Source organism: Marinobacter sp. MA (assembly GCF_048298425.1).
GTDB classification, from domain to species: Bacteria; Pseudomonadota; Gammaproteobacteria; order Pseudomonadales; family Oleiphilaceae; genus Marinobacter; species Marinobacter salsuginis.
Map to the genome: position 1 here is coordinate 63,097 of NZ_CP103059.1, position 14,939 is coordinate 78,035.

General features: G+C 48.0%; 12 protein-coding genes and 1 pseudogene. 3 read left to right on the forward strand and 10 right to left on the reverse strand.

All coding sequences use genetic code 11. The features are described from left to right. Positions 1-31 precede the first annotated feature (31 nt). Complete coding sequence (locus NUW46_RS20065; protein ID WP_069183791.1) at positions 32-787, forward strand: glucose 1-dehydrogenase; 756 nt, start codon at positions 32-34, stop codon at positions 785-787. A gap of 511 nt (positions 788-1,298) precedes the next feature. Beyond that, a complete protein-coding gene (locus NUW46_RS20070) occupies positions 1,299-1,949 on the forward strand; it encodes a hypothetical protein (RefSeq protein WP_141697212.1) in 651 nt (216 codons plus the stop codon). 241 nt (positions 1,950-2,190) lie between these two features. On the opposite strand, the gene NUW46_RS20075 is transcribed toward NUW46_RS20070, so the two are convergent. From NUW46_RS20075 to NUW46_RS20085, 3 genes are all read right to left on the reverse strand, one after another. Beyond that, a complete protein-coding gene (locus NUW46_RS20075; RefSeq protein WP_069183789.1) occupies positions 2,191-3,378 on the reverse strand; it encodes a DcaP family trimeric outer membrane transporter in 1,188 nt (395 codons plus the stop codon). A gap of 348 nt (positions 3,379-3,726) precedes the next feature. Further along, entirely contained in the window at positions 3,727-4,638 is a 912-nt protein-coding gene (locus tag NUW46_RS20080) for a helix-turn-helix domain-containing protein (protein ID WP_069183788.1), read from the reverse strand. A gap of 102 nt (positions 4,639-4,740) precedes the next feature. After that, positions 4,741-6,171 carry an NAD-dependent succinate-semialdehyde dehydrogenase gene (locus NUW46_RS20085; protein ID WP_069183787.1) on the reverse strand — a complete coding sequence of 477 codons (1,431 nt, stop codon included), beginning with the start codon at positions 6,169-6,171 and terminating at the stop codon, positions 4,741-4,743. A 506-nt stretch (positions 6,172-6,677) separates the two neighbouring features. Between NUW46_RS20085 and NUW46_RS20090 the strand changes: the two genes are divergently transcribed. Further along, on the forward strand, positions 6,678-7,670 hold the full coding sequence (locus NUW46_RS20090; protein WP_069183786.1) for a LysR family transcriptional regulator: 993 nt from the start codon (positions 6,678-6,680) through the stop codon (positions 7,668-7,670). Between the two features lie 866 nt (positions 7,671-8,536). On the opposite strand, the gene NUW46_RS20095 is transcribed toward NUW46_RS20090, so the two are convergent. The 7 genes and pseudogenes from NUW46_RS20095 to NUW46_RS20125 form a co-directional block, all read right to left on the reverse strand. After that, positions 8,537-9,151 carry a hypothetical protein gene (locus NUW46_RS20095; RefSeq protein ID WP_418142097.1) on the reverse strand — a complete coding sequence of 205 codons (615 nt, stop codon included), beginning with the start codon at positions 9,149-9,151 and terminating at the stop codon, positions 8,537-8,539. An 81-nt stretch (positions 9,152-9,232) separates the two neighbouring features. Further along, positions 9,233-10,861: an AAA family ATPase gene (locus tag NUW46_RS20100; RefSeq protein ID WP_418142098.1), complete on the reverse strand. Its 1,629-nt coding sequence runs from the start codon at positions 10,859-10,861 to the stop codon at positions 9,233-9,235. Between the two features lie 138 nt (positions 10,862-10,999). Continuing rightward, positions 11,000-11,185, reverse strand: coding sequence for a hypothetical protein (locus NUW46_RS20105; protein WP_418142099.1), 186 nt, complete (start codon positions 11,183-11,185; stop codon positions 11,000-11,002). A gap of 204 nt (positions 11,186-11,389) precedes the next feature. Further along, a complete protein-coding gene (locus tag NUW46_RS20110; protein WP_418142100.1) occupies positions 11,390-12,043 on the reverse strand; it encodes an AbiV family abortive infection protein in 654 nt (217 codons plus the stop codon). Positions 12,044-12,259: 216 nt separating this feature from the next. Then, positions 12,260-12,877 carry a DUF6338 family protein gene (locus NUW46_RS20115; RefSeq protein WP_418142101.1) on the reverse strand — a complete coding sequence of 206 codons (618 nt, stop codon included), beginning with the start codon at positions 12,875-12,877 and terminating at the stop codon, positions 12,260-12,262. Between the two features lie 152 nt (positions 12,878-13,029). Further along, a complete protein-coding gene (locus NUW46_RS20120) occupies positions 13,030-14,037 on the reverse strand; it encodes a PIN domain-containing protein (RefSeq protein WP_418142102.1) in 1,008 nt (335 codons plus the stop codon). 595 nt (positions 14,038-14,632) lie between these two features. Beyond that, positions 14,633-14,929: pseudogene (locus NUW46_RS20125) on the reverse strand (integrase core domain-containing protein); the annotation flags it as partial. Between the last annotated feature and the right edge of the window lie 10 nt (positions 14,930-14,939).

Here is a 14,939-nt window from a genome sequence, read left to right on the forward strand (position 1 = left end):
CTGTCATCGGAGCAGACTCAAGGAAACAATGATGAAACGAGTAACTGGAAAGGTTGCATTGGTTACCGGTGGTGCCATGGGGATGGGGAAATCTCACTCGGAACTACTGGCTGCTGAGGGGGCAAAAGTATTCGTCTGTGACATTGATGTGGAAAACGGCAAACAGGTCGTGGAAGCAATTCGCAGCCAGGGAGGAGATGCTGAGTTTTTGCGACTGGACGTGTCCAATGAAGCTGACTGGAAGGCTGCGGTCACATCGATCAAAGAAAAGGCTGACAGGCTGGACATCTTGGTCAACAACGCAGGAACACTCATTCTCAAACCAGTCCATGAGACTAGTAACGAAGAATGGGATCGCACGTTCGATATAAACGTACGTGGAACTTTTCTCGGCATCCGGGAAGCCGTGCCTCTCATGCAGGAGAGTGGTGGCGGCTCAATTATAAATATTTCATCCATTTATGGCATCATCGGCGCGCCAAGCGCTGGCGCGTACATCGCATCAAAGGGTGCTGTACGTCTGATGACTAAGTCCTGCGCCGTGGACCTCGCAGACTTTAATGTCCGCGTGAATTCCGTGCACCCCGGGGTGATCGATACGCCCATGACTAAGGACTTGCTGCACACGGATGAAGAAACCCGTAAAACGCTTCTTGGCCCCACGCTCATGAACCGGCCCAGCACACCCGACGAGGTATCAAAAGCGGTGCTGTTTCTCGCATCCGACGAATCATCCTTCGTTCATGGTGCAGAAATCATTGTGGATGGAGGATATACCGCGAACTGATTGCACTTCCATCATGGCCTGCTTCAACCCGAAGCAGGCCCCCTTCGACCGTATCTCAATCTTCAAATAGGGGCCGATCATAGTAATGAGCACAAAAGTAAGTAGTGCAAGAATTGGTCGCAAGTTGCAGGAGAACTTCAAAGTATTAATAAACGAGATCAATAAGAAAGTTATAACTCTCGACGGGCTCGCCATAGCGCCGATGATGATACATATCAGCCTTGATATTCTGGCCCGATTTCTATTCAACACCCCCCGCCCGGAATAATCACCATAGTTGCTTACTTATACATCATCATCGCGATCTTCCTGCCACTGCCGTACGCCGAGCGGATCAACTCGTCGATTGCCGTGGAAATACTGACCACAAATTTCTCTCGCAAAACTCAAAACCGCCTGAACGAGTAGATCTACCTGTTGATCAGTACAACCGTATTTGTGATGCCCCTCTAAGCCCTCAGAGTAGCCCTGAATAAATACCGGTCCAACACGTCAATTACTGCAGAGTAAAGTGTCCGGTAAAGAGGGCTACCCTTATTCCCAAGCCATTCTTGAATATATAATGATCAGCTGCCCGGAATATCAGAGTGAATTCGCGTCAAGCAACCAAGTCTATACCCCGATTGTATCTATACCCTCTTACGTAATGTTCTGTAATGCTATAGTAAATACGGTTGAAGAACTAAACGGCAAGCGCTTGCGAATATCTGGGGCTTCCTGGGCTCGCTGGGCGAAGAATTTCGGGAGATTATCGGTAGCAATCCCGGTACATGAAGTTTATGAAGTACTCGAGCAAGGTTTTGTGGATTGCACCTTCCTCTCACCCGCAGAACTGGCCAACTTCAATCTCCATGATGTTGTCAAAAACATAACTACCGACGTTCCAGGTGGTCTATATGCCGCAGGTCGAGCAGCAACTCTTAATCGTGACCCGTGGAATCGTTTCAACACCAGAGAAAATGAGGGTCCGCTGAAGGCCGGACGGATTATGGCTGCCTATGTTAGCTTCCTCTATCAGCAACAAGCTGATAGCGACATGATTAAAGCAGAAAAGAAAGGCATCAACATCCTGGATGGCAGAAGGCAATTTCCTCGAAAAATCAAGAGATCTTATCAAAGAAGATCTAAAATTTTCCCCGGAATTCTACGCAGACGAATATAACATTGATGGGGCGAGAACCAAGAAGCTTGCAGACAAGATGTCCGAACTGATAGAAAAATGGAACGGACTTGTCGGAGTTATCGAGGCAGCAGATCAATTGGCTGAACTTTACTGGAATTAAATTTATTCGAAACCTGATCCTGCTCCTTATGGGACATAAAAAACGACACTGATCCATACAGAAAAAGGCCCCGACTGAGAGTCGGGGCAACCAAAGGCACAACAACGCTTAAGTCAATGTTCAGAAAGTGTATTTGGCCATCGCCTGAAGACGTGTCGCCTTCCCTTCACGCCCCCCAACCAATTCTCGAGTATGGTGGCTCACTTCAATCCCGTAATCGACACTCTCGATGGGCGACCACAGGTAGTTCAAATAAAGGCTCGTATTTTGTTCGCCCTCATTGCTAACGTCGACATTTCTTATGTCATCCAGATCAGCTTCCGACACACCATAGGCCAGGTTTGCTAAACCAGGACCAACAGCCACGGATATCCCAAGAGTACCGCCAACGGCTTCAATAGCTTCGAGTTCGCCAGCAACAGGGTCATAGTAGGCCGGCGCAGCCGGGTTTAACCACAGGTAACCACCAACACCCTCTCCGTAGACTACTGCACCTTGCAGGCTCACCCTTGATGAAACGGGCATTTTTCCCGAGAAGGTGACACCATAACCGAATTCGTCTTCTTCCCGGTCAGCAGCGGCATCATAAACAGTCAACTGCCGCAACACGGCCCCTAAGGAATAGTTCAGACCGCCCAGAGCATCGTCATATCTGAGAGTCAGATCTGGAAGGGTACTCTTGATTTCGACGGTCTCTTCCGTTTCATAGGCTAGGCCTCCTTGCTTGTCAGCTTCCTCTAAAGCTATAGAGAGCCCCCCTGTTGAGTAACGAATCTGCGCCTGACGGTCCAGATTTGTTTGTCCGACCTGACCGGTGAAATCAATGCTCGGCGTGTAACCAAGAAACGTCGAAAAGTTCGTTTCGGTTTGACCTGCAAGAATGCCATTCCATGTACCGTACCCCTGCCGGAGTCGAAAGGTCCCGCCGGGCCCATAAAAATCGCCTTCAACCCGGGTCTCGATATTTCCCAGTTCGGTAGGAGTAACGGTTGAAATGCCGATCCTGGACTCTAGGGCGTGCGCGTCAAAATGACCATCGGGGCCACTTGTATCGTCAAGCCTGATATTCTGGTGGAGAATCGAAATACCAAGAGGCGAATCGAAATCATAGATGAGGTCAAGCTTTGCGTAACCATACAGCGTAAGGTTAGTGTCGCCCACTGTGATGCTTTCAGAAAATGCTGGGAGGGATGCTGTCGCCAATAGAATTGCACACGACAGTTTTGATTTCACCACCTTAAAATGGTTACGATTCGTTTGTTTCTCAAATTTATCAGCAATACTCTTGTTTATTTTTTTCTGGATCATCTGGCTTTTCCTTTGTTGATTTTTTATAAAACCAAATCAAATGATCCTGATATAGACCTTTGGAATATTGAATGTATTTATTAATTTTTTGAACCAGAACATAAAAAATAAATTTTATTAAATGGGACCAAAACATTTTTTTAGATTTCGAGCAAAGATTATAACTAGCATAGACACCGAAATTGCTGCATCGCAATTCTGGTTGAAAACCCCTTGCAACTACAGGATCGGGGAAGACCGTATGGGAGTTGGGTTGTGCCGGAAAAATCAGCCAGGCATCAAAACAATGCCCGACTCACTCTGCAAGCAGAGGGTCGGGCATCTAAGGCAAATATCTTGATCAGCAGTTCAACAAAATTTGGTTAGTTTCGTCTTATTCCTATACCTGTTAGGCGTTGTAGAAAATTTGTTCTTGAACAGACGCGTTAGATGGCTCTGATCGGAAAAACCACACTCCATTGCAATAACCTTGATTGGTATATCCATCGGCGACTCAAGCATCGCCTTCGCCATTTCTAGCCTACGCTGAAGAATATAGGCGTGTGGAGGCATACCAAACGCATTTCTGAACAGACGAATAAAGTACGAATTGCTAAATCCTGAGATTTCCGCTAAATCATCGATACTTATACATTGATCAAGGTTTTCAGCAATATATTCTTCAATCGTTTTTTGTTTTGAAACAGGCATACTTCGATCAATCTGAATTTCACGAAGCTTGCATTGAGAATACTCCCTAATCAGATGGATACATATCTGAGTCTCAATGGTATCTGCATACAGTTGACCACCGAGACTTTCACCCAGGCACTCCCGTTCGTATGACTTCATCAACTCAGCCAGTGTGGCATCCTGAGAAACAGCTCTATGATCGATATTCAAACTGTCAACATCTTTCTCAAAGAGATCATTAGCGACTTTTTTTATCGCAGACTCGGAGACATAAACGTGTGAGACCTGAATATCATTTGTCCAGAACCATCGAGATGGCTCTCCACGCGCCAGAATTGTCACGCTATCGGTACGAGCATCCTGATCTGCCCACTTACCCGAATGGAAGAAACCAAGATTTTCAGGCGGAGACTCCCACCTGACCAGCATGTAATCCCGCATTTCAGGGATATAAACTTCAGTTTTATCGAACCGATAGTTTCTCATCGAAAGCCGATTTTTTAGCGTATTTTCTACAGTACCCTCACAGATTACCTGCCCAGGTATAACATTTAGAATGTCATTTGGTGCTAACAAGCTGCTGGCCATGAACGGTCTCCTTTTTATTTTTGATCGAAAGACCCGAAGATAAAATTAAGTTTATAACCATTTAACTCAAAGCAAACTCTTACTCTTGGCTCTCAACCGACATCAGCTCATCTGAGTCACAAACTTGGTAGCCAGATAACTATCAAAGGTCTCACTGCCACCTTCCCTACCATAGCCGCTTTCCTTGACGCCCCCAAAGGGAGTTTCCGCCAACGCCAGCCCTATGTGGTTCACAGAGACCATACCGGCTTCCAGGCCATTGGTAATACGATGGGCATTGCTAACAGATGAGGTGTACGCATAGGCAGCCAACCCGAAGGACAACTGGTTAGCTCGTTCCAGCACTTCGGTGATGCTGTCGAACGGCACAAAACCTGCAATTGGGCCAAAAGGTTCATCATTCATGAACATCGCATCATCAGGAACATCTTTGAGAACCGTTGGTGGATAAAAGTTTCCCGCGCCAGACGGCGTCTCACCGCCCGTCACCAACACACCGCCCTTCTGACAAGCGTCGTCAACGAACTTCTGCATCTCCGCGACCCGACGAGATTGGGCCAGAGGCCCCATCGTTGTGGAGTCATCGGACCCACATCCTACTTTGATTGTCTTTACCTCTTCCGAAAACCTGGAGACAAAATCGTTGTAGATATTCCGCTGAACAAAGAACCTCGTCGGACAGATACAAATCTGCCCCGCGTTCCGAAACTTGAATCCGACCAGGTCTTTAACGGCTTTGTCGATATCTGCGTCGTCACAAACAATGACCGGCGCATGACCGCCAAGCTCCATGGTGCAACGTTTCATATTAGCTCCGGCAAGTGACGCCAGCTTCCGACCGACCGGCGTAGAGCCGGTAAAGCTGATCTTCTGAACAATCGGCGACCTGATCAAGTACTCGGAAATCATGCCAGAGTCACCAGATACGACGTTAAAAACGCCCTTTGGCAAACCTGCATCATGGAATATTTGTGCCATCAACATTACGGAGGCAGGGGTGTCACTTGACCCTTTAAGAATAACCGTACAGCCAGCGCCAATGGCAGCGACAACTTTGCGGAAAGCCTGACTGAAAGGGAAATTCCACGGCGAAAAAGCAACGCACACTCCTATCGGTTCCTTGAGTGCAGTTTGTTGTACATTCGATTTTCGTGAAGGAATGACACGACCATATATTCTGCGGCATTCCTCCGCGTGCCATTCAGCATGCTCAGCACAGGACAAGACCTCGCCAATGGCTTCGCGAACCGGCTTCCCTTGTTCCAGCGTGAGTACCCGCCCCGTGTTCTCTGCTCTTTCTCGAATAAGCTCGGCCACCTTCCGTAAAATCCGAGAACGCTCCACGGCGGGTTCCTTCTTCCACAAACGAAAGGCTTGTTCCGACGATTCCAGCGCCCGGTCCAGGTCACTCTCACTTGCATAAGGTAGCGTGGCCAGAACCTCATTATTGGAGGGATTCATGACCGACTGGCTGGATTCACCATGTCCGTCCACGAACTGACCGCCGATGTACATCTTGAGATTGGGGTACATATTGCTTCTCCGTCTTGTTTTTGGTTCTCCTCCCGCCCGACAAGCGCTTGTCTCGCGCCAGCAACAACGTGCTCCAGTAGACCAAAGCACTCACATTCCTGCTTTGCTTGGTTGAGCTACTCTTCACGTCGATGGCGAGTACGTCTGAAAGGGGTAGCGCGACCCTCAAAGAATCCGCGCGGGCTGATTCGAACGATTGCTACAACCCTGACCTTTCGTCGTCACAATACTGCAAATGATGCAAGGGCTACTTGATAGCGTCTTGAAGCAATTTGTCCGCTAATTGAATAAAAATGACAAAGATCAAAAAAGCCAAACGCCGCGACAAAGACCAAACCAGAACAGATAACGCATAAACCAATGTTTCCATTATCCTTTTTAATGACCTTGTTTGAAACGTAACCAGTATCGTTTTTTTCTATATTTCCTAGTAACCGTTGGTATAGCTTAAAGGACGGACCGCAATCAGCGGGATACGGCATCTAACAATAAATGGTCAAGACTGTATGGCTTCCAACCTCAAGATTGATCTTCGCCAACTGAACAGCTTTCTTACCATTGCCAAGAGAGGTAGTTTCAGTCGTGCCTCGGAGGCGCTATTCATTGCACAACCGGCCTTAAGCCGCCAAATTAGATTGCTTGAAGAAGCCCTGGATGCTGAGCTGTTTGTTCGCCATGGGCGGGGTGTTTTGCTGACGACCGCGGGAGAAGTTCTTTATGAACGCGCCAAAGGCCTGCTTAAGGATACAGAACAGCTTCAAACAGATGTGGCGGCAGTCTCTGGGACCGTAACCGGTCAGGTGAAGCTGGGATTGCTTCCAACGATCTCCAACGAATTGGCAACGATGATCGTCAAACAGTTCCGCACACTTTATCCACGTGTAAATCTCGCAGTGAGATCAGCCATGAGCGGCACGCTGCAGCAAATGGTTTCTCAGCAAAAGCTGGATTTGGTGATCACTTATGATCAAAGCAAGCATAAGAACTTGCGCCATATCCCACTGATTGACGAGCGTTTTTTCTTGATTGCTCCGCCGGACACCGAAATCTCGAAACGGAATACGGTGAATCTTGACGAAGTTCTCAATCTACCGCTGATCCTACCCGAAGAAAAACATGGCTTGAGAGCGCGAATGGAAAAGGAAGCGATGCAAAGGCACAAAAAAATCGACCTGGCCTTTGAGGTCAGTGCGTGGCCGCTTCTAAGCGAGATGATAAAGCAACAGCTCGGTTATACCATTTTATCCTCTGCCACTGTCAGTGAAATGGTGGAACGCGGAGAGATTGTTGCCGTCCCTATCGTTAAGCCCGAACTCTACCGTTCGCTGGCGATAGCTACTCCAGGCAACCGCCCCGCTTCAATCGCTGTCAGAAAATTGATTGAGGTGATTTTCTATCAGGTTGCACAACACGTCGAATCCGGGCGATGGAGCGGCAAGCTACTATTTGAAAAACCCGTTGATTGTAAACATCCCTGTTTTAGTTGCACCGCTGATTAGAGTTTTCCGCCCGTTGGTGTTTCGCCAGATATTCCCATGGCGTCAGATCTTCCAGTGAATCGTGGGGCCGGACATGGCTCTGGCGCGAGTCATCCAGGTGTTTGGTTAAGGCAGGCCCCACTGCGCCTACCTGTTCGCCAACAAACGAGGCAACCGGATTAAAGTGCTGGTCCACGATGGTCTTGGTACTAGATGTGTGCCCACCGGCTGAACCGGGGCAAACTCCACTGGGGCGAAACCTGGCGCGGTGAGCAACTGCGCCTGACCGAGTAACAGTTATACGCCTTGGTTCAGGGCTTGCCGTGGCAACGCCTTGGGGCCGAGGGCGTCCCTGCAACCACAAATGCCGTGATGCCGCTCTAGCCAGAAGACCGCATTAACTGTTTTACTCACGGCAATAAACTCATAAATCAGCTGATCAAATAAAGCTGAGCGCAAAACCCGATTAATTCTTCGAGTCGCATGAAAAGCAGGTGTGTAGCCTGAGGAGTTACACGAATGCTCTCACAAAAAATGAACTCCTCCGATGCTCATGATCTCGTCCTCTACTGAGGGCAGTTTTCGCGGGCCTGAAAAATTAGCACAGTCTAAAACTCTGACGGTCGCGAAGGTCGCAAAGCGAACATTCACATTTTCAGATAACACTGAAGCGTACCGATGTGTTCTTGGCGCAGAAAAGCGCAGACGAGGGCATGCGAGTACCACACCTTGTTAACTTCTGAACGTTACCGAGCCTTCAATATACTTTTTATATCCTTCCACCAAGCACTCCTGAAGTTCAGGAACATCAAAGATATTTAAGAAGGGGGCCATTATAAATTTTGAGCGATTTGACAGGACTCCCCGCGCTCTCCTCGGCTTGGCCCTTAAGCCAGGGATAAAATTTCTATGAAAAAACCTTCCAAAATAAAGCAAAAAGAATAACAGCCTCGACGATATCGACGTGGGAAAGGACTTACGAGCATCGACTTCAAATTTTGCTGGGTAAATCCGTTCTTTTTAGTGCTGTCAAATAATCTGGATATCTTTACTGTTGCCAAGTTTCGGGGAACCAATTCATCCGCAGCCAGCATAGCCCTGATTTGATCGTTCCAAGGTTCAGGAATGTAAACCTTCGAGTACGATTCATGCTTTGAGTTTGCGGCTCTCCAAAATATCGAAATGAAGAAGCTCACGACCTTTCGTGTTTCAACATCTTCAAAGGTCACACCACTAGCGTGCTTTTTTACAACTCCAACCTTCCCGCGTAAAACCCTTATTGAGTAGTTCTCATAGTTTGTATTGAGCAGCCCTTCACAACGTTTACAGAGCTGCTCAGTGTCCCACGTGTCGTTCGAATAATGCACAGGTGTGCTGCCAACACCTGGTACAACGATGAGTTTGCCGCTATTTTCTCTCAATATTCTCTTGAAGATGGTGTCTGGAATAGCGTGAGAGCTCTGGAGAACAGCTTCGCTTTTGCACATTTCACAAAGCTTCATACGTTCCTACCTGAAAAACTACGCGAAGAAGAGTTTTTTTCTGCATCCAGTGCACGGCATTGTATGCATTGCTTCCCCCCACTATGGAGCAAGCGCAGGGAGAAGGTTTTTGAAAGCATCTACAATTTCGGATTCTTTATTGGAGTGTAAATGCCTTCTAACGAAGTTGGTCAGGCCGTCTTCTCTTCCGATCTTGGCCAACCCAAACACTGAATGTGAGGCGTGACTTGACAACCCTTTCGAGTTGAAAATTCGCAGGGCCAATCCGTAATCTCTATTTGATATTGCCGTCTCTATAGCTTCCCGAGATTCGCGCAAAATATCTTGTATGCCAATATCTGAAGGGAGATTCCCCACAATTTCGTTAAGGTCTGACTCGGAGCTTGCTTTTTCATCAAAATAACTTAGAAGCTTTATTCTCGTGGAATGGAGTGCTCTCTCGCCAATTTGCTTTTCTTTCTCAGCCTCTAAACGTTGAAAAACGAGATCCTGTGTTTCTGATATTTTCTCTTCATCGAATCCCAGTTTTTTAGCCACTTCTATTAACACGCCTGGCGTTAAAATTAGGTTCTCCACTTCTGCCACTTCCAGTACATGAACACCTCGCTCGACAAGTACTTGGACCTCATCGTCTGGCCTTCTATCCCTATCTACAATCCCAACCGCGCTCAAATGATGGAGCTGGGGAGAGTTGTTAATAGCTTTTGTGAACTGGATCACTCGTTCGCAGCTCCCAACTGAAACGACATAGCGGCCAGGGTAAACAGCCGAATATATCAAGTAGTCCAAGCTGTTATTATCACCTTCGACAAACAGTACTGGCCTACGGCTACCAAGCAACTCTGCCACTAATGCAACAGGTAACCCTTCGGTTTCTTCAAGTTCTTCCCAATGCCAGCCATTCCCGGTGAACTCTTTTAGCCATAACTTTTTCGAGACGGGCCTAGTGGTCGCAAAGTCCACATCATGGGTGAGATAGATAAACAAGCAATCGGCACGCTCTGCTTCGATATAGTCGAATAGTGTATCCCTTATTGCTCGATGCAGATGGATCTCCGGCTCATCAATAACAATCACTGAGTCGGTCGGCGCTACAAAAGCACTAGCCATCAAGTAAAGCGCCACCCTTTCACCGTCACTCATTTCTGCAGCGTTATAGTCTCTACCTTTATCGGATGCCAACACTTTCCCTGAATCGAAAACCAGTTTCCGGTGAGGGAAAACCATAGACCATACGCGCTCAACAATATCAGACGGAGATTCTGGTGGTTTATCTAAAGGATTCCCATCGAGATGAGATCTTGTGAATTCGTGGTTTCGGTCATGCGTCTTTGCGAAAACAAGTCGCATAAGTCGCTCGTAATCATTCAGAAGACCTGTTACCGGTTTCTGGTTCCATCTTGTTCGGTCACGCAGATCCTCATTACTTCCGTCCTTACGTCCGTAATACCATTCGTTCAGAGCGTTCTCCGATACAGTTGGAGTCACCGATTCCGGCACTTCAAGCGCTCGTTGGGCTGCGATGCGTTGAATGCGACAGTGATTCCTATTTGCTTTTTCTATTGCATACCCAAATCGACTTTTACCTGAACCATTTGCTCCAACTATTACAAGAGACTCTATGTCAGACAGTGTTTCAAAGGAGCCAACACTGTCTGGGGCCGTTGATCCGTCACCTTTTGGGATTTTGATCTCATTCGGGCGTGCCATACTTTTCCTATTATGTTGGAGTGTTTAGGCGCTTTTCCACATGCATAACGCCAGTTGTATTGGGCGCAGCGTGGTCCAGGAGTTATCCATGCGCGTCTATTGAAGTGGGGGAAGTGCACCATGGACTACTTTGCATGGTTATGCGGGCGCAACTATTTCCTCTAGGCTCATGATTAAATCCTGTTTCACCAATCTGGTGGAGCCGTCAGCTCTTTCTACTCGATATGATTGCGGAGTTACCTTTATGCAGGTAACTCCGTTTTCATACTCAATTTCATAGCGACCTGTTGCAAAGACAACGTTGTAAGTTTTGCCAACTTCCATCGCGAAACCTCCTAAAACCTGAGTCCCCATTAACAGTATCAGTTTTTTTAACGAAGATTTTCACATTCGTAACTGTGCCCACTGACACCGTTAACGAAAATTAATGCTCTGCGATAAATTCAGTGCGGATAACGCTTGCAGCATGCGGGCCCATGGATTGGAGCCAAAGGCGCAATGAAAAGGGTGTCGCCGTGCCTGTATTGGTTAGTGCGGGATGCTCGATCGGTAAGACTTCGCCGCCTCAACAAATTGGTCCCGAAGCCCCCGCGAGCATATGCTAACCGCGGATGAATATAGTTTTTCCGCAAAGTTTACGTGCTTGGACGTCACTTCTTTGCTCACGGATTGTGGTGTGTGCCACCGGCCTTGATCAAAGGCGACATAAAAGCCCGCCTGCTTAATTGAGTCAGCAGAGCGATACCACTCATCTACTTCTTTCATATTACGGATAATAGTTGGTGGCTCCTCCTGCGCCATAGCACTCTCTATAGCTTCCATCAATTTCTCGTAGACAAATCCGCCCTGATCTTCGTCATTTTTTATAACGAGTACCTCGATTTGTTCCTTAAAGGCATGCATTGCTTCCGCTAGCTGCATTCCGACTGTTAGTGCAGCAGCCATGCCCTGTTTTTTCTTATGACTTTTAGAATAGGTTTCGAATGGTCGGTGCTCGAAATCTGGATCTACAGCGCTCACGGCGAGGCCAAATGCTTTTGCACTCTCCTCTGAGCTGAGTACCGCAAGTGCCGCTGAAACTCCGTACCTCCCGGCAGCTAAGGCATCCCTAGATGTTTCTAGTAGAGAACTTGCGTTGGCGACGGAAGACTCAGCGCCAACCCATTTTTGCTCCGTATTCATAGGTTCCTTTCAAAATTGCTAACGTGTGGATTTGCTTCGTGCAGGAGCCCAGCTACGGCGCGCCTGACAATAACCAGTTGTTAGCGACCTGAGTCATTCTTAGGAGGCGGCGGATTCGAAGGCGGAGTTGGCCTTACATTCGTCGGCGGAGGGTTGGTATTAGCTTGCTCTTTACCTCTACCACTTGAGGGTGGTGGTGGGTTTGACCCTTTGCGTCTATTCGTCATTGGTTTTCTCCTCAAACCTCAGGAACTCTACCCATTTAACATCATCAGCCCTTATAAGCACTCCGTCCAGTTCCGGGAGATCTAATTGGCTACCATCTTCAAGAATCCAAGCTGGAAGCATTATGTAAAACTGGCCTTTATCCGGCTCTAGGGGCCACTCTTTGGGCCAGCCATAAAGTCTTCTACCGTCTTTTAGGTTCAGGATAACGAAAGTCACCTTTTCCGAAAAAACATAGAACCATTCAGAGGGATGAGACGTTCGGGTCGTCAGCTTTAACTTACGTAGATAGCGGTGAAGTACATCCGCATTTACCAGATAGGCAAATATTGCCCCGAGGACAAGAGCCATTACCAAGGAGACAACTGCCTCGGCGGAATCATCCCATTGACCAATACTGAATAAGCTATCTCCGATGGCAGCGAATAACCATTCGGCACCGATAAGGTTGGCTCGGACAATGAATGTAAATATCAGAGCTTGAATAATTCGCTCAAATTGGTGGGGCTTGGGATGAGAAGTCAACCCATAGAACACCCACGCACACACGAACCCCGGAAGGAGAAACACTATCAGGTCAATTATGTTCCCAGAGATTCCCTCTGCCATAGATCCTCGCTAACGATAAAGGTCAGCCGCTACGTAGCCTTCGGCTGCCGCCATTGGTTAGGCATACTGCTGACCGTAGCTCTTCAAGTCTGAGCTCGCGCCATTCTCTATTCCATGAAGATATGCCTGCCGCTGCCCGAAGAGCGGCTGCTTCAGGTGTCTAACATATCCCAGTCGTCACCCAAGACCCAGCGGAGTGCTGATAGCTTTCCGTTGAGCATTCCCCACTCGAAGTCATCCCAAGGCCCCGTATCCTCGTACTTCGCAGCAACCTTAGCAGCTGATTCACGGGCGCCCTTCCATATACTCTCGTGGATCACGCCATTCCCGTACCTCTTCTCAACATCAGGTATGATTTTTATATCACCTCTTTCTATTTGATAAAGCCTGTTCCAGTGCCGGTTATACCATACCTTATCGACCAGCTCGTCCATGGCAGATAAGATCTCCTGGAGGCTACGTGTTTCCTCCGTGAGGTCATACTCAAACTGAACATCATCAAGAATGCCATCGTCTAGGGACTTGATCGCAGAGGATGCGGTGCTGAAATAGCGAATATTTGCTTCAGAAAAGATGCTAGAGAAATCTTGATGGGGCTCTCGGTGGTCCTTTGAGGAAAAGTCGTGGTGGTTATGCGTGACGAACAAAAATGAATCACCGCTCGAACGTTTGCCTGCAACAAACTCAGCGAACAGCTCAATGATTATGGCGTCTGCAGTGGAATTTTTGCTGATATGGAAAGGAGCCCGCTTGTCGAGCCCCCTGGCGACAGCTGCGAGCTTGGCAGCATCTGTCGTTTGCACCTTCAACGAAGTTTCTATCAGGCGTTCAACCCGGGATATGGTTGCGTAGTTGGCCTCGGAAAGGAGCGGCAATCTGGAGCCAACCTCGTTCAATACTTCTATCGCATAAGTTTTGTTGTTGCCGCCGAATTCCTCGACGACACCTCTTACTTGCTTAAACTCTTGAGATAACCGCCGCCGGGTTTTCTCCGCGACGTTATCCTTATTTCTTTCGAACTCAGTTACGACCAGATCCGGGACAACAAGCCTTAGACTACCTGCCGAAACCAGCTCCTCAAGCGCGGACACGATAGGTAGATCCGCTTTCCGCGTAGCTATATCTAGCAGGACGCAGGTATCGAGCATCATATAGTGCATGGTCGGATTCCCTGATTGTCTGAATTTGTGTCCCAGAGCCTAACGCGAAGTGCAGAAAAGGCCTTCCGTGTGAGGCGCATTGTTATGGCCGGTAGCTGATAATAGAGTCACTGATGTTCGGCCGGATTCTTTGCTGCTGTTGGTAACAAAACTCTTGTGCAGCCGTTACTAAAGCCCGTAGATCGTAAATCGAATTTTGATTAATTGGGCATATGCACCAATTTATGATGTGGTCGTTGAGATTTCCTGGCTTTAGAAAAATCATCGGCTGCAATTTCTCGATATCCAAATGCGCTACCAAGGAGTTTCTCCCCTCGTTTACCAACTCGTGATGAAGCGCCCGCTGCTTGTCAGGCAACCGTGTGACCCAGCGCGTTGAAATACTGCCTACCCCGTGTCCACCTACAGCATTATTTTTTGTAAATGGTCTAGCGTAGGTGATAACAAAGGCTTTAGAAATTGAGCGTTCAAACGCAAGCGGCTCCTCCGAAAAAAACTCCACACCTTTTTCGTAGAGATCCAGGTAATCGAGACATTCAAGAAAGCTTAGCTTGGCCAGCTCATACTTCGTGTATTCAACCTGATAGTGTAGTGGTCAACTAATCCCGGACAGTATTTTAAGGTTTTCCTCAGCTGCAACGGGCGGAATGCCATCGTTGAATGTGTGAGGTCGCTGCCGGTTGTAATAGTCCATCAGATAGCCACCAACATCTTTTTTGGCCTCAGGCAGATTCCGATATCCCATGGCCGGTATCCACTCGGATTTCAGACTCCGGAACAGTCTCTCCATCGGTGCGTTGTCCCAGCAGTTGCCACGTCGGCTCATGCTTTGTGTCATTCGATAGCGCCAGAGCCGCTGACGGAACTTGCGGCTGGCGTACTGACTGCCCTGGACGCCCTTC